Origin of the sequence: Marinigracilibium pacificum, from assembly GCF_012926615.1 — a bacterium.
GTDB lineage: Bacteria > Bacteroidota > Bacteroidia > Cytophagales > Cyclobacteriaceae > Mangrovivirga > Mangrovivirga pacifica.
In genome coordinates this window covers 123,676-139,992 of the sequence record NZ_JABBNU010000010.1, presented here as the reverse complement: position 1 = coordinate 139,992, position 16,317 = coordinate 123,676, and the positions used below count along the sequence as shown (strand labels likewise).

The following is a 16,317-nucleotide window of genomic DNA, read 5'->3' as shown; positions in this document are numbered from 1 at the left end:
AACAAATTCTGATCTGCCAGAAGGTAGTCATAAAGAAATAGATGCCATGTAAAATTTCACTCTAACTTGGTTTTTTAAGCATTATTTCAGCCATGTTTATGATGTAATTTTTCCATTCGTCGCTATTTACTTTATAAATGCTCTTTCTTTTCTTGTCGCCATAGTATTGAAGTTTTATGTAACCTGCAATTAATGCCCAGCTAGTCAGGTACATCATACTTGAAGGTGAAGGGTTTGTAATGGAACCATCTTGTTTTCCTTTATCAATCTCTTTTACTACTATCTCTAAAGGCAAATTATGCATGTCTTTAAGTTTGAGGAAGTAAATACTGCTTTCAAGGTCCTTATTGAAATCTTTAAAATCATTTCTCACCATCGACATATAATCGAAGAGAGCTTCGTGATAATGAAAATGATTTTCACTGAATGAGAGGTAAGCCTTAAAAGTAGCCATTACAGTATCAAATCCATTACCATCTTTTGTGTCGGCGATAGATTTGTAGTAAGAATTGATCAAAAGCTCCAGAGCCCGCATAGTAATAGCTAGATAGATCTCTTCACGACTGGAGAAATAGAAATACAATGAAGCTTTACTCATGCCGGCTTCTTTTGCTACATCTTCCATTCGGGCTTGAGAATATCCTTGGCTGAAAAAGACTTTTTCAGCTGCATTTATGATAATCTCTTCTTTTTGTTGTCTTTTATTTGTGGCCATATAATCGACTTTTAGTCAAAAATAATAAAACCTCGTAAATTATTCAATTTCAGTATAATAAGTTGTTAAAAATAAGTTGTAAATGATTATCTATTTTAATAAATTGACTCGTAGTCAAATTTTAAAACATGAAAGATAATAATACATTCAATCTGACAGATAAGGTTGCTATTGTAACCGGAGCGAGCAAGGGTATTGGACTTGCAATCGCGCAAATTCTCGCAATGAATGGTGCCAAAGTAGTGATTTCAAGCAGGAAACAAGAAGCTGTTGATGAAGTTGCCGATGAATTAAAAAAGCAGGGATTCGAAGCGATCGGAATTGCAGCTCACATGGGTGATATGCAACAAATCGATCAGCTTGTTGAAAAAACCAGAGAGGTTTATGGTGGTATCGATATCGTAGTTAATAATGCAGCGATAAATCCGGCATATGGGCCAATTAAAGATGTTGACAGTATGATATTTGATAAAATAATGGATGTAAATGTTAAAGGTCCGTTTGAATTGGCGCGTAAAGCGTATGATTCTATGAAATCACGGGGTGGAGGCTCGGTTATCAATATCAGTAGTATCGAAGGAATTACCCCCGGACCCGGTTTGGGTCTATATAGCGTTTCAAAGTCGGCTTTAATTGCTTTAACAAAGGTTATGGCGCGTGAATGGGGACGAGCAAATGTACGATGCAATGTGATTTGTCCCGGACTGGTTAAGACCAAATTTAGTGCTGCTCTGCTTGAGGATAAAAAGACTTTTGACCATGTAATGGCTAAACAAGCACTGCCAAAGGTAGCAGAACCGGAAGATATTGCTGGTTTGGCATTGTTTCTTGCTTCGGAAGCATCTTCATTTTGTACCGGGGGTGTTTATGTGGCTGATGGTGGATATGTAATTTAATGCTCATTTAAAATAGGTTGAAATGGTAGATATATTCGCAACCGATAGATTGAAAAGGATCTATCCCAAGGTTAAAGCTTTCGTAGAAGAGGAACTGATACCTCTTGAAGCAGAATTTTTGAGTAAGCCTTTTTTTGAGGTTGAGGCAGTTTTGAATGAAAAACGAGCTCTTGCTAAAAAGTTAGGTATCTGGACGCCTTATTTGCCTGAAGATGAAGGCGGAGCAGGGTTGAATCTGGTAGAATTTGCCCAGGTAAGTGAACTGCTGGCAAGAACTGTACATGGGCATTATTGCCTGAATTGCCAGGCTCCCGATATAGGAAATATTGAGTTGATGAGTAAATATGCCACGAATCAATTAAAAGAAAAATATCTTGAACCCCTTATTCATGGTAATATCCGTTCTTGTTTCTCAATGACCGAACCTGAGTTTGCCGGGTCTAATCCGGTAAATATGGGAACAATCGCTAAGAAGGAAGGGAATGAGTATGTGATCAATGGAAACAAATGGTTTACAACTGCTGCTGACGGGTCTGCTTTTGCCATTGTAATGGCGGTAACTAATCCAGAAGAATCACCATACAAAAGAGCAAGTATGATCATTGTCCCTACTGATAATCCGGGTTTTAACTTGTTGAGAAATATACCAATTATGGGTGAAGCGGGAGAAGGACACAGTAGTCATGCTGAAATCAGATATGAAAATTGCAGGGTGCCGGTAGAAAACCTTATTGGAGAAGAAGGAGCTGGATTTATGCTGGCACAACAACGATTAGGTCCAGGCCGGATACATCATTGTATGCGATGGATAGGGATAGCAGAGCGATCATTGGATTTGATGTGTAAACGAGCAGTGTCCAGATCATTAGGTGGTGATACATGCCTTGCTCATAAGCAGACAATTCAAAATTGGATAGCAGAAAGCAGGGCGTCAATCAATGCTGCGCGGTATTCTGTATTGCATGCAGCATACAAAATTGATCAGGAAGGGTCTAAAAGTGCCAGACATGAAATATCCGCAATCAAATTTTTTGTTGCCAATATTATGCTCGAAGTATTAGATAAAGCACTACAGACCCATGGTGCTCTGGGAATGACTGATGATTCGATCATTTCCCATTGGTATCGTCATGAGCGGGCAGCAAGAATTTATGATGGACCCGATGAAGTGCATAAAGCATCATTGGCCAGAAGTATTTTAAAAGATTATGGATTTAATTCGAAGAAAATATGAGTGGATCTCACTTAGATCATGCAGGGGAAATTACTGTACAGACTGATTTTTCAAGTCTGAAGGACTATTTAGAATCACATTCGGAACTATCTGTAGATAATTTTGAAGTGAAGCAATTTCCCAGCGGCTTTTCAAATTTAACTTATCTTCTTATTTGCAATGGCAAAGAATACGTGATGCGAAGACCTCCTATAGGAGCAAACATCAAATCTGCTCATGATATGGGAAGAGAATTTAAAGTTCTTTCGCTTTTGATGAAAAAATATTCTTATGTACCAAAACCAGTTCTTTATTGTGAGGATGAGAATGTTATCGGTGCGCCATTCTACATAATGGAGAGGGTAAAAGGTGTGATTCTTAGGAGTAAACCACCTGAAGGATTGAATCTTAGTTCTTCTGTAATGAAAAACCTTTCGATCAATACTGTCAATAAAATGGTGGAACTACATGGATTACCATTAATAGATGGGTTGGAAACATTAGGTAAACCTGAAGGCTACAATGTCAGACAGGTAAAAGGGTGGATAAAACGATATTTTGCTGCAGAAACAGATGATATTCCTAAAATGAATTTTGTTTCCGAATGGATGAATGATCAGATTCCGGAATATGAAAACCCGACGTTGATCCATAATGATTTTAAGTACGATAATCTTGTTTTAGATTCTGATGACCTCACTTCGATAATGGCAATTCTGGATTGGGAAATGGCCACTATTGGTGACCCGCTTATGGATGTAGGAACCTCATTAGGCTACTGGGCTGAAGCCGATGACAATCCGGCGCTGAAATATAACCTGACCTGGTTACCCGGTAATCTGACAAGGCAGGAGTTTGTTGATCATTATGCTGATCAAACTGGAAGAAATGTTGATGATATTCTGTTTTACTATGTCTTCGGACTTTTTAAAATAGGTGTAATCGTTCAGCAAATTTATGCCAGATACAAGAAAGGACTGACGAAAGATCCTCGTTTTGCTCAGCTGAAATTCGTTTTGGAGGGATGCGCTGATACCGCTTATCGGGCAATTGAGTATAAACGTATTAGTCATTTAAAGTAATAATTATGATAACTGATCCAAATGAAATTAAAACTGTGACAATTCTAGGGGGCGGTACAATGGGGACACGTATTGGTCTTCGGGCTGCTATCAGTGGTTTTTCTGTTTTTATTTATGATATAGACAAGCGGGTGTTTGATAACTCTTCATCTGAGCAAACCAGACTTAATCCTTTCCCCTGACTTATAAATATGGAAACCATAGAAGCAACTATCAGCCGTGAAAGTTATAGTAAAGGGTATAAAAAGTATATTTTATTAGCTCTGACTGGTGTTTATATTTTTGGTTTTATTGATCGGCAAAATACTTGTGATTCTTCAGGAGTCTGTTAAGCTGGAATTAGGTCTGTCAGATACACAATTGGGTTTATTAACAGGACTTGCATTTGCTTTTTTCTATGTAATTCTCGGAATTACATTAGCACGACGGGCTGATAAAAGCAACAGGGTTAATATTGTAAGTATATCATTAGCGGTCTGGAGGATGATGACAGCTCTTTGTTGTTTTGCAGTTAATTATCTGATATTATTCAATTGCCCAGAGTGATAGATCATTACCATGAAATCGTTTCCAAGGTAAATGAAGGTCTTAGTCATACAGAAAAGATTAAAAAATTTAAGCTCATTTCAATTCCATGGACTTTTATGCAATCAAATGGGCATGAAGCAGAATTAACACCGACACTTAAATTAAAAAGAAGAGTAATTGAAGAAAAGTATAAAAATCAAATAGATGAAATGTATGAGACAGATCCTTCATATTCAGGTGCCCATGATGTCTAGTCGCATACGGTAGGCATTCATAGCATATCGTCCCAGCATTTTGGTGTATTTGTGATTAACATATGCACCTGCTATGGCCCCAACGCCAGGGATTAACTGAATTAGCTTTGCCAGGTCAATAAAATCACGATATTCAAGTTGGAACGTTTTCCAGTCAAAGTCATTAATGTCAGCAGGGAGAGTTTCAGAATTTTCTTCCCAGTTTTTCATGATTTCAAATAGCTTATTACGGTTTTTTTGGCTTGAAAATGTTAATTGAAAGATATGAAGAATATACAAACGCTCCTTATAATCTGTGATGTCATATCCATAACTGTTAGCTAATTCAAATAACATTTTCATTTTTAGTGATAGCCAAAGAGGAAAGTCTGCTAACCCGGAAATAAAGCCACCAAAACCGGTAATTGCTCCTTCGGCTGCTGAAGAGGATGCGTAGAAATCAATTCTTTTTTGAGCAAAAAGTTCGGCATCGGAAAGTGTGGCAAAATTTCTTTGCTTGAATGTAGAGTACTCAGCTCCGAATATTACCGCTCGTGTTATCTCTTTTATAGCTTTGGTAATGACATCATGAACTTTGTCGGGAATAAGTGTATTGATTTTATGCTGGAGATCTTTAGTTGCTTTATTTATCAAAGAAGGCGATTGACTCATTCGTAATTTCCAGAGTTGATGTTCCAGCTCAATAGTTGATATATATTCCTGATTTAACTTCATATTGGTTGCTATTTAAGTTGAAAGTGAATTTAACAAATGCAAAATGTCGTTGAAAGGTATTTTATATAGATGGCTTAATATTTATATAGTTTTATTTGTGACAATTAATAGATAGTTTATACCTTAATCTCACATGAAAATACTACTAACTGCGATAGGATCCAGAGGTGATATAGAGCCATTTTTAGCAATAGGAGATTTGCTTGTTACCAGGGGATATAATGTTACATGTTTATTTCCGGAGCAATTCAGAGATTTAGTGGTTAATTCTAATATGAGGTTTGAAACTCTTGGGCCTGAATTTATAGAATTACTGGATTCTGATTTAGGCAAGTCAGTTATGGGAAGTGATTTGAATCAGGTCAATAAAATCAGGTCATATATAAAACTAGCTAAAGTAAGTAGAGAGATTAACAAGAAAATGTTTCAGGATCAGATTGATGTGATTAATGAGATAAACCCTGATAAAATAGTTTATCACCCGAAGACATTATACCCTGTTATTTGGGAAATTAAAAAACCTGGAAGTACAATTATGGTCAGTCCGGTACCTTATCTGCATTATGTTAAAGGACATACCCATTTAGCATTTAATAGTAACTATGGTGAGTTTTTGAATAAAATGACATTTAAGATTGCAGAGTTTGGGTTATTGCAAACTATTATGACCTCTTTGAAATGGGTGGGCGAAAAAAGAATCAATAAAAATCAAGTAAAGTCCATTCTAAAAAACCGCAGTCTTATTTATTCAATTTCCCCTCAGTTATTTAAAATTGAAAATAATGAAAAGATAAAAGTGCTTGGTTATCGACAACGAAAATCTAAATCTGACTGGGAGCCGGATACTAAATTGATAGATTTCTTAAATAACCATAAAAAGATATTGTTCATAACGTTTGGAAGCATGACCAACCCTGAGCCTGAAAAGAAAACGAAGATTTTTATGGATGTATTAGCAAAGAATAACATTCCAGCCATATTTAATACGGCTTCCGGAGGATTAGTTGAACCAGGTTTTTACGACCATAATTTGTTTCATTTTGTTTCGGAAATACCCTATGACTGGATTTTTAAAAAGGTTTATGCGGTAATACATCATGGAGGCTCAGGAACTACCCACATGGGATTGAAGTTTGGATGTCCAACGTTAATTATTCCACATATCATTGATCAATTCTTATGGAATAAGTTGATATATGATGCCGGAGCAGGTCCAAAAGGTGACAAAATAGGGAAAATTACTCCTGAAAAACTGGAGCCGAAAATATTAGGTTTAATGTTAAATGCATCATATAAGGAAAAGGCCGTAACAATATCCGAGAACATGAAAAAAGAGGATTACGATAATGAAATCCTCAATTTGATCGATGCTTCAGATAAAATTCATACTGTAAGCTAATAATTAAGCTTAGTTGGCTTTTTATCATCATCAATTGCAACGAAAGTAAATAGTCCTTTAATGGCTGATTCTCGTTTTTCCGAATACATTTCTTCGATAAAAACATCAACTTCAATTTTTAAGCTACTAGTTCCGACTTTTACCACATTTCCAACAAGTTCTACAAAGGTTCCGGCAGGTATGGGTTTGGTGAAATCAATTTTATCACTGCTTACAGTTACCATTTTTTGACGGCTAAAACGGGTTGCCGTGATAAAAGCTACTTCATCCATTAATTGCATAGCTGTTCCTCCGAATAAGGTATCATAGTGATTTGTGGTTGAAGGAAATACCGCTTTGAAGATGCTTGTTCTACAATTATTTATTCTATTTGTCAATGTCATAAGATTTCTTTTTCTAATGCTAAAAAGTGAGATACTTGATTATTCTTATTTCGAAGAGGAAAAATGTTTAATTCACAGGTATAGATCTGGCCATTTTTCTTGTAGTTGATCACTCTCTCGGTAAAAGGTTTGCCAGTTGAAAGTTGTCTTCGAATTTTTTTGTTTGTTGACCTTAGGCTTAATCTTCCTTGAAACATTGCAGGAGTATTACCGATGATCTCTTTAGAATTATATCCTGTCATTTTGGTAAATCCCTGATTTACCCAATGTATATTTAATTTGTAATCAGTCAGGACAATCGCATGATAGTGGGATCTCAGGAGTTTTTCTGGGTTTGATTTCCATCTTAATTTAGATTTTAATTGTGTTAAAGCATTTAAATCCTTAGATTTTTCGTTTCTACGGACTGCCTCCATTAAAGAAATAATATCCCAGCAATGAAGTGGGATTCTGGGGATGTTAATATAGGTCATAATTAAGCTTTTTATAAAGCTCTTAGCCTAACTTCACATTACTTTTAAGAGAAAGAAAATGGTTGTTCAAGATGTTTTGGTGAACAGCATTAATTACTCTAAATCGCGAAAGTAATGTCAATTCCTAAAATATTAGGTGGATTATGGCAGGTCTCCTGGCTTATCTGATTATTATCAGCCTTCTCATACATTTGATAATTGTACAATGGCATCAAGATAATAACATCTTATTACAAATAAATTGTAAAGGTCAGAATCACAGTTGCGCGTCAGCTCATGAATTCCGGAAATAATCCGGTCACATGAATTCCCTTTTAATCCCTACCAATCAAATTGGAGGGAACCGCAATCACTTTTGATTAAGAAATCAAGTAAAGAACGTTTATTCAAAATTATTTATAATCTTCTATGATGACAAGTCATAACTATTATTATTTAAGGTTCTTTATAAAATTGAATAGCTAAATTACCTCTTTATATTTAGAATACTTAATATGTGGGTTAATATGATATTCTATCATTTAGTTTAATAAAAGCGTTTGGAGGTAGCTTTGCTGATGTTTACTTATAACCGAAAAAATAAGAACAATGATATTTCAGGTTTAAATATTTCATGTAAAAACAAAATGTCGGGAATAGGGGATCCATTTTCAGTTGAGAGCGGGAATATAATTAAGCCATAAAAATGTATAATTCTAACCAATACCTTTGACAAACGGAGAGACAACATATTGGGATAAATCTGTTGTTAAGTCAGATTCATTTTAGAGTAGGTTTTAGGAATTACTTTTTTATTCACTTTTGAAAGTAAACTTTTAATTATGTATTATTGATCCGGAATTTGAAGACAATAGTTTTTTAGTCATTATCAACTGATTTTTTATGAAATACATTTTGCCATTTTTACTTTCATTAGTAATCCCTGGTCTTGGACAAATCATTGTTAAAAAGGTGTTAAAAGGCATTTTTATGGTAGCCTTACTTGCATTGGCTTTTCTACTTTTAGAAGGGTTTTATTTATATGTCACTGCAGGAGTTATTTTAATCTGGTCTTTGGTTGATTTGTTTTTTATTATAAAAAATCGAGATGGTAATGCCGCTGCATTGAAAGGAATAGGGTTTACTTTTATCCTTTTATTTTTAATAATACCAGTATTTTTCGTAATAGGTTACTCAACAATTTCATCAGGGTTAGGAATTTCAGAAAATGTATACTTCAATGAGAAGAATACGATAAATGAAATGGACGAAATTACCGGTGGACTGGAAAGGTATTATTCAAGAAACAATTCATATCCTGAAGACTATATAAAATTTGCCAGTGCAAAGCCTGTAAGGAAAAACTGGATCACAGATTACTGGGGCAATGAGTATAAATATATCCTAATTGAAAAAGATAAGTATCAAATTATATCTTCAGGTGAAGACATGAAGTTTGATACTGATGATGATATTATCAAAGGGAATTTTTGATTCAATATTATTAATTACTTTGGCTAGCCAGATTTGGAAAAACTATTTTATGACCATATAAAAATAGTCCGAGAGCAATTGCGGGGCAAACTCCCATTATTACAGTCATTGGAAGGTAAGCATTGGTGTCAAATAATCCGACAAGAGCTGAGGCTCCGGCACCAACCACCATTTGAATAGCACCCATCAATGCAGAGGCATTTCCGGCCATATGTCCCATGGGTTCAAGTGATAGCGCTGATGCATTCGGAAATATAAATCCTAAGAATAATAAGAAACTAAATATCAGTGCTATATTAATGTATAAGTTTGGTTCCATAAACATCGTAACCAATAAAAGAATGATTCCAATTATACATTGAGCAGTTAAAGCATTCTTTATTATATGATCCATATTCCTTTTTCTCAGGAATCTGTTATTTAATTGAGTTGCTGCAATTAAGCCAGAGGCAATTAATGCGAATATCCATCCATATTGCTGCTCTGTTAAACCCAAAATATCCATATAAAGCTGTGGGGAACCACTCAAATAGGCATATAATCCTGAGTAAGCGATTGCACCAGTCAAAGCATTGATAATGAATACAGGATGGCTAATTACCTTTCCATAATTTTTGAAAACTGATAATATATTTAGTGAATATGCTTTGTTGCCCGAATTTGACTCCGGAAGAACAATTACTGCTCCTATAAGTATTAAAACCGAGGTAATTGCCAAGACGATGAATACAGATTGCCACCCAAAATATGTATTTAATAATCCCCCAGCTGTAGGAGCAATAATAGGCGATATAGCAACAACCATTATTAAGGTTGAAAATACCTTGGCAACCATTTTCCCTTTAAACAGGTCTCTGACAATAGCTCTGGCAGAAACTAACCCGGCACAACTTCCCAATGCCTGGAAAAACCGGAAAACAATCATTTCGTTGAGACTTGTTGAATATGCACAACCTATACTGGCTAATACATAAATCAACATCCCGGTGTAGATAGGCTTCTTCCTTCCATACTTTTCTAATACAGGACCATAGATTAATTGACCGATTGCTAAACCAATAAAGAAACTGGAAAGTGTCAGAGGAACCCGACTTATGTCAGTATTTAAACCTTTAGCTATGTCACCAAAAGCAGGTAAATACATATCGATAGAAAAAGGACCAACAGTTGTCAACAATCCCAGAATCAATATCAGTAATAAGTGGTCTTTTCTTTCTTTAGTCACAATAAGGAAGTTTTCCTCGAAAGTTGAGGGAGTTTAGTATTAAACAAATTTCAATAAAAGAGGACTAAAATGAGTTGGAATCCTCTGGCAATCATTCAATACTTATACTTTTTTTAAGTATGATGGTTGTCAGTTCTTCTGATTATTTTTTTTGCAATCTATAACATTCTGATAATTAAAATATTATCAAATTCATAAAACAAGAGTTTACGGTGAACTTCTCTACCATTTTCTCCAATTATACTAACTGTAATGGTAATAATTTTTGTATTTTAAATTTTAACAAACCACACCAACATGAAAAAAAATAACAGTTCAGTTTCCAGAAGGAAATTTATGATGACATCAACCGGAGTCTTAACAATGTCTTTGGCTTCCTTTCCTCTAAATATGTTTGCTAAGAGTGATGATAAGGCCAATAATTTTGATCCTGATAATGTAAATATCATTGGTCCAAAGGAAGGATTTTCTCCTCATATAGGTTCAATGTATTCAATGATGAACTGGATGAGAGGTGCAGTCTTAAATTCTGTAAAGGAATTAAACGAAGACCAGCTGGATTTTCATTTTGATAAAGATTCGAATTCAATTGGAGCCATGTTATTGCATTTGGCGGCTACAGAAAGGTATTATCAATTGAATACATTCGATAATATGAAATGGGGTACCTGGGATCAGGAGATTAAAGATCAATGGGATGTCGCAATGAATTTAGGGGAAACTGCCAGAAATAAGATTAATGGACATAAGCTTACTTATTATATAGATATTCTTACTGAAGTGAGACAAAATACTATTGATGAATTCAAAAGAAGGGATGATGATTGGCTTTTGGCTGTAGACGAAGATTGGTATTGGGGGCCCACAAATAATTATTGTAAGTGGTTTCATGTATGCGAACATGAGTCAAATCATAATGGTCAGATTAAGTGGATAAGGAAGAGATTACCAGGTTGATTCCTGATAGTCTGAGTAAATTTATTAAAACAACAGCCAGGAATTATTAGTTCTGATAATAAAAACATGACACAGGAAGAAGTAAAAAAATCTATTGAAAAGGTTCCGATTGGCTCCAGATTGCAGATAATAAAGAAGAATGGAAGTGTTATTGATGTCTGGCTGGCTAGCCATGAAGTTGAAGGCACAGAAAAAATCGAGTATGATGGCTTAGTTGTACCAGCCCTGCCACCGGCAATTACTGTAAATGGATCTTCAAGATTTGGAGAGTTCAGGATTGATACTGATGAAATTGTGAAAATAGCCTGGATTGACAGATAACCTTCAATAATTGATTTAAGGCCAAGAATTTTTAAAATTATTTATCGTGGTTGGTAAAATTAAAGTATATTTTATTTGTAAATCACGATCATTGGAATGAATAAAAGTAAAATTTTCAATTACCTAATCGAATTATTAATTGTAATTGTTGGTGTATCAATTGCATTCTGGCTTAACACACAGGCAGATTCAAAAAAAGAAAGAGATATTTTAAATGGTTATTACAGGGAATTTTTAAATGAACTAGAGGAAGACCGTTCACTTTTAGAGAAAAATATCAGTAATAGTATAAGTAAGCAGGAAAATATGATCAGGGCTTCACAATTGTATCAAAAGCCAACTGTATCTATTGATTCTCTAGTTATGTATGCTATGGAAATCGGCAATTATTATTTTTTTACACCGAATGATATTACCTACAGGTCTATGATTAATAGTGGTGATTTGAAGCTAATAACTGACCTTTCACTTAAAAGAAAGCTAACCAGATTATACAAACTATATAATGTAATTGATGAAGCTCAACAAAATCATTTACAGGCACTTGATGAAAATTACTTTCCTTTAATTGTTAATCAAATTGATTATGAAAAAGGTGAAGCAATCAGTTCCATAGATGGTAATTTATTAATCAAAAATTATTTCATATTCAGTATTAATGAGTTAGATGCTCATATTTATTTATATAAAAAGGCTATGAAGTTAAATGAGGAGTTAGATTCTTTAATTATGACTCAGAATGATAATTTGATTTAGATATAATATTTGTTGCTCGATATTGTGGTTATTTCTAATTTTCGGTCAATTATTATTAGATAAATATTATTGATATGTTTGACGGTGCGGGGTTTCCAAAATCACTTGATGAAGAACAATTTGATAACTGGTTGGAAGAAGGCCGTTTAAGCAAACTGAGTTATCATTTCATGCTTATCATCTGGGATGAAGCTGACATGGTTTATAAGCCAGTATATGCTGAATCAAGAGATAAAATTAGCCAGTATGAACCTTATGGGGAATCTACCGGAAGGGAGTCATTAATTGCAGCATATGACCTGTATTCTGAGTCTAGAATTGGGTAAAACTAACTAAGGCACCCAAATGATGCCTTAGTTGATTTTTTTAAAGATCTATTCTGATACTTTTATTAAATTATCAAACATGTTTTTGTCAGATCGTGCTCCATACGGATCAATAGATATGAATTCAGGCCTGTCATTAACAATTATCTTCATTTTCTGCTCACCTTCAATAATTGTTTCGGACTCAAAATATAAGATATCCTGATCGTTTGACACCAATGAAGGGTGTTTAGTGAATAAACCAACCGGAATTGGTTCGCTGATTTTTATCTTCTTTTCTTCTCCGGTATCTAATGTTTCATATCGATGTGCAGAAACGTCTATAGTGACTTCATATCTTCCATCAGAAAGTTTATTTACATCTGAACTTTTTATAGAGAGATCATATCGGATTGTCTTTTTGAACCAGTCATCTATTAAACTATGATATTCTGAAGGAGTGACTTTATAAAGTTCATCGATTAATTCAATTGATATCAAATTAAGGCCATTATTATTTCGATGTCTGTCAATTAAAGTTTTCATCGCCTGGTTAACCTTATTTTCACCAATTAATTCTCTGACTGCCATCAAGACAGTGTAATGCTTACCATAAGCCAGATAAGATTCATTGTTTTCCAGATAAATTGGAGGCTCTGGTTTAGTTGAATAAGCTCTACCTTTGAAATAAGTGTCATTTGCTGTTTTTGCAATCTGCCAGCTTGCTCCTTTGCCATACATTTTTTCTATAACTACCGACTCAGTATATTTTGCAAAACCTTCTACGAAAATTGAACCTCCCTCAACAATTTTAGGTGTCAAAATACCTCCCCACCATTGATGAGCCACCTCATGAATTGTACGTTTGGCTACCAGATTGAAGGTCTCTGTATTTCTGACATCAACTAAATACAGGCGATCCTCAACCATACTGATTGTTCCAGGATGGCTAAATCCACCAAAAGGCCAATGTCCCGGTATTTCGGCAATTCTAATATGATCAAAAGGGTAAGGACCAAAATTATCAAGGCAATAATCCAATGTATGCTTTACGCTTTCTTCAATAAGGTCAATATTATAGACATGTTCAGGATGATAAAATAGTTCGATAGAAATTCCCCTGTGATTATCCATTTGTGAACCATACCTAGCTGAAAAATAACCTACAGTTGGAATTACTTTAACTGGAGTTTTATATTGATAATAATTTCTTCCATTGCTTGTCCATTGATTAATTAAATCTCCGGGGCCAATAGCTGTTTGATCATCCTCAGTAGAAATAATTGTTTCAAAAGGGATTTTTTCAACATTACTCTCACTGGTTATAAGATGCTCATCTCCATGGATAGTCAATTTTGCTGGTAAACCTCGCTTTTTTCGTTCAAAGGCATTTTCTATTTCTTTGGAACTACTATATCCTAGCATTAGTTCAAAATCCCTGAAAGTGATGTAGCTACCATTTTCAATTATTGATCTATCAGGATCGAAACCAGTGGATGTTTTTTCCAAAGCATATTCCATGGTAATTATTTCGCCAGGTAAAATTCCATCCCTGAACTCTATTATGTAGGTGCCATGGATTGAATCATAATCGGTAATCAAACCTCTTTCAATCTCCAGATGAGAAAGTTTTGTGCGTTCGTTAATAAAAGCCTTGTAAACCGGGACTTCATTCTTATTTTGTAATTGATGTTTGGCTTTTACGGAATAACGATGTTCGGTAGGGTACAGGTCAATAACTGTTTTCCATGACTGATGATTCAATCTTTTCAAGCTGTCGTATTGTTTAAATTTTCTTTCATACTGTTCCTTTCGATCAAGTATGTCAGTAACTGAAAGGTATTTGTTCTTGATATTTACCTGATAGTGAATTGTTGTTGCAGAGGCCACAAAGCTAATTATTACCAGAATGCTAAATACCCGTCGATTTTTATTCCATTTGATACTCGAAAACCGGAATTTTAAAGATGAATATCCTCGGTTTAATAATTGAAACGCAATAATTGACAGGAGTAATCCAAAAGATATCCAGTACCAGGCATAATAATGAAAAGCTTCGGAGGAAATACTAAAGCCATTTAAATTGGTATATGATGGTATAGGGGCCAGACCTAGCTTTAAAAGTGGAGTATTAATACCTATGTACTCAGGAAAACTTCCAAAAAGTATTATTAAAACAGCTGTGATTCCGATTGCCAGATATTTTTTTGACACTAACTGCGTTATAAATATCGCCAAAAAACAATAGAATAATAGTCTTAAACCATAAAAATAAAATGTTGAAAGATAAAGGGGCAATTTAAATTCATAAAAACCCAGATATAATTGAAAGCAAATTGATAAGATTATTCCTGAAAGAATTAATGAAAAAGGCAGGCTTATTAAGACTATAAGCTTGGAAATGAATATCTGATAGTTTGAAACAGGTGTTGAATCAATAATTTCATTTATTTTGCTTTCCTTATTTCTCCAGGCTAATTCTCCACTATAAAAAACGATCAATATAAGTGATATAAATGTCAGGATGTTTGTGAAATGACCAATTAAAAGACTAGTTGTTGGGTACATACTATTGTTATATTCCCCTCCATCAACAATTCTGGCATAGTTTTCTGCGATCACCATAGTTACCCAGATTATCATAATTCCTATAAATGGCAGGTTTCTGAAAATGAAGCTTAAATCTGATTTGATTAAAGATTTCATAATCAGAAATTTCATCATTAACGACTGGTTTGGTGAAACCGAATTATAAGATACACTTGGAATTGGCTCTGTTTTGATTTTATTTCTTTTAGATTTCTTATTGATTTTTCGAAATGAGAAATAATTGTAGCCCACATATAGAATCACAATGGATATGAGTAACCAGATCACTCTGTTCCATAATAAGAATCCTACGAACTGTATCGGTTGATTATTTTTTTGAAAAGGAGTCCAATATTGAGTTTGTTCAAAGAAGGCAGCCAGACCAAACGGATCAGCCAATGATGCAATCATGAGTCCTTCAGGAGTTGAAGGTATTGATTGGGCCATTATTGGTGAATTCAATACTAATGAGCTCATCATATAAATAGCATAGATCAAAATTCCTGTTACATATGTAGCTAAAGCATTTTTGCTTAAAAGTGATACAGTAAATATAAATGCAGTGCAAATGAATACATTCGGAATTATAAAAATGAACCAATTGCTGAAATAGCTATAGAAATTGAAACCGGAAATTTTTTCAGGATCTAAGCCAGGGTAAAATGTGCCCAGATAAAAGCCAATCAGAAATGGACTAAAACATAATATGCTAAAAACAAGTATTCCTGATAATCTGCTGAAGAAATATTGGGACTTATTTACAGATGTACTATAAATGATTTGTTCAAAATGGTGCTTTTTATCTCTAATTATACCGCTGATTGTAAAGAACATAACTATAAAGGGGATTCCCAGTGTCATGATTCCGGTTATATAACCAATTTGGTAAAATGAATCATAGTTTACATCAGCAGGAGAAAATCCCTGGCTGCCCAAACGTAAACCAATAAGCATGAATACCAGAGATAAAACAACTAATGTTAATTGCTTTCTTTGGTAATAAAATTCAAATTTAATCAGGTTTGATAGCATAT

18 protein-coding genes and 1 riboswitch are annotated in these 16,317 nt (G+C 34.4%); of the genes, 12 read left to right on the top strand and 6 right to left on the bottom strand.

Annotated features, from left to right (window positions below; genetic code table 11):
* Window positions 1-61: 61 nt before the first annotated feature.
* A complete protein-coding gene (locus HH304_RS16160; protein WP_169683551.1) occupies window positions 62-715 on the bottom strand; it encodes a TetR/AcrR family transcriptional regulator in 654 nt (217 codons plus the stop codon).
* A 128-nt stretch (window positions 716-843) separates the two neighbouring features.
* On the opposite strand from HH304_RS16160, the gene HH304_RS16155 reads away from it, so the two are divergent.
* From HH304_RS16155 to HH304_RS16130, 6 genes are all read left to right on the top strand, one after another.
* The gene (locus HH304_RS16155; RefSeq protein ID WP_169683548.1) at window positions 844-1,611 is read left to right on the top strand and encodes a glucose 1-dehydrogenase; all 768 of its coding nucleotides are present in this window, start codon (window positions 844-846) and stop codon (window positions 1,609-1,611) included.
* A 22-nt stretch (window positions 1,612-1,633) separates the two neighbouring features.
* Complete coding sequence (locus HH304_RS16150) at window positions 1,634-2,845, top strand: acyl-CoA dehydrogenase family protein (protein WP_169683546.1); 1,212 nt, start codon at window positions 1,634-1,636, stop codon at window positions 2,843-2,845.
* Window positions 2,842-3,906: a phosphotransferase family protein gene (locus HH304_RS16145; RefSeq protein WP_169683544.1), complete on the top strand. Its 1,065-nt coding sequence runs from the start codon at window positions 2,842-2,844 to the stop codon at window positions 3,904-3,906. The genes HH304_RS16150 and HH304_RS16145 overlap by 4 nt, the downstream gene beginning before the upstream one ends.
* A 5-nt stretch (window positions 3,907-3,911) precedes the next feature.
* Entirely contained in the window at window positions 3,912-4,088 is a 177-nt protein-coding gene (locus HH304_RS16140) for a 3-hydroxyacyl-CoA dehydrogenase NAD-binding domain-containing protein (RefSeq protein ID WP_169683542.1), read from the top strand.
* A gap of 9 nt (window positions 4,089-4,097) precedes the next feature.
* Window positions 4,098-4,238 (top strand): hypothetical protein, encoded by a 141-nt coding sequence (locus tag HH304_RS16135; RefSeq protein ID WP_169683540.1) that lies wholly within the window; start codon window positions 4,098-4,100, stop codon window positions 4,236-4,238.
* A gap of 210 nt (window positions 4,239-4,448) precedes the next feature.
* A complete protein-coding gene (locus HH304_RS16130) occupies window positions 4,449-4,688 on the top strand; it encodes a hypothetical protein (protein WP_169683538.1) in 240 nt (79 codons plus the stop codon).
* On the opposite strand, the gene HH304_RS16125 is transcribed toward HH304_RS16130, so the two are convergent.
* Window positions 4,668-5,402: an EcsC family protein gene (locus HH304_RS16125; RefSeq protein WP_169683536.1), complete on the bottom strand. Its 735-nt coding sequence runs from the start codon at window positions 5,400-5,402 to the stop codon at window positions 4,668-4,670. The two genes, HH304_RS16130 and HH304_RS16125, sit on opposite strands and share 21 nt — an antisense overlap.
* Window positions 5,403-5,535: 133 nt before the next feature.
* Here HH304_RS16125 and HH304_RS16120 point away from each other — a divergent pair, with 133 nt between their 5' ends.
* Complete coding sequence (locus tag HH304_RS16120; RefSeq protein ID WP_169683534.1) at window positions 5,536-6,801, top strand: glycosyltransferase; 1,266 nt, start codon at window positions 5,536-5,538, stop codon at window positions 6,799-6,801.
* Here HH304_RS16120 and HH304_RS16115 read toward each other — a convergent pair.
* Together HH304_RS16115 and HH304_RS16110 are read right to left on the bottom strand one after the other, a co-directional pair.
* Entirely contained in the window at window positions 6,798-7,184 is a 387-nt protein-coding gene (locus HH304_RS16115; RefSeq protein ID WP_169683532.1) for an acyl-CoA thioesterase, read from the bottom strand. The genes HH304_RS16120 and HH304_RS16115 overlap by 4 nt on opposite strands.
* A complete protein-coding gene (locus HH304_RS16110) occupies window positions 7,181-7,657 on the bottom strand; it encodes a PAS domain-containing protein (protein WP_169683530.1) in 477 nt (158 codons plus the stop codon). Before HH304_RS16110 ends, HH304_RS16115 begins: the two co-directional genes overlap by 4 nt.
* Window positions 7,658-7,785: 128 nt before the next feature.
* A riboswitch (cobalamin riboswitch) is annotated at window positions 7,786-8,020 on the bottom strand.
* A gap of 519 nt (window positions 8,021-8,539) precedes the next feature.
* Here HH304_RS16110 and HH304_RS16105 point away from each other — a divergent pair.
* The gene (locus HH304_RS16105) at window positions 8,540-9,130 is read left to right on the top strand and encodes a hypothetical protein (RefSeq protein ID WP_169683528.1); all 591 of its coding nucleotides are present in this window, start codon (window positions 8,540-8,542) and stop codon (window positions 9,128-9,130) included.
* 10 nt (window positions 9,131-9,140) lie between these two features.
* Here the strand turns inward: HH304_RS16105 and HH304_RS16100 are convergent, their stop codons facing one another.
* Window positions 9,141-10,355, bottom strand: coding sequence for a multidrug effflux MFS transporter (locus tag HH304_RS16100; RefSeq protein ID WP_169683526.1), 1,215 nt, complete (start codon window positions 10,353-10,355; stop codon window positions 9,141-9,143).
* 297 nt (window positions 10,356-10,652) lie between these two features.
* Here HH304_RS16100 and HH304_RS16095 point away from each other — a divergent pair, with 297 nt between their 5' ends.
* The 4 genes from HH304_RS16095 (at window position 10,653) to HH304_RS16080 (ending at window position 12,715) form a co-directional block, all read left to right on the top strand.
* Entirely contained in the window at window positions 10,653-11,312 is a 660-nt protein-coding gene (locus HH304_RS16095; RefSeq protein ID WP_169683524.1) for a DinB family protein, read from the top strand.
* Window positions 11,313-11,378: 66 nt separating this feature from the next.
* Complete coding sequence (locus HH304_RS16090; protein WP_169683522.1) at window positions 11,379-11,633, top strand: hypothetical protein; 255 nt, start codon at window positions 11,379-11,381, stop codon at window positions 11,631-11,633.
* A 96-nt stretch (window positions 11,634-11,729) separates the two neighbouring features.
* On the top strand, window positions 11,730-12,389 hold the full coding sequence (locus HH304_RS16085) for a hypothetical protein (RefSeq protein ID WP_169683519.1): 660 nt from the start codon (window positions 11,730-11,732) through the stop codon (window positions 12,387-12,389).
* Window positions 12,390-12,463: 74 nt separating this feature from the next.
* Window positions 12,464-12,715: a hypothetical protein gene (locus tag HH304_RS16080; protein WP_169683517.1), complete on the top strand. Its 252-nt coding sequence runs from the start codon at window positions 12,464-12,466 to the stop codon at window positions 12,713-12,715.
* 48 nt (window positions 12,716-12,763) lie between these two features.
* Here the strand turns inward: HH304_RS16080 and HH304_RS16075 are convergent, their stop codons facing one another.
* Window positions 12,764-16,315 (bottom strand): M1 family aminopeptidase, encoded by a 3,552-nt coding sequence (locus HH304_RS16075; RefSeq protein ID WP_169683515.1) that lies wholly within the window; start codon window positions 16,313-16,315, stop codon window positions 12,764-12,766.
* Window positions 16,316-16,317 lie beyond the last annotated feature (2 nt).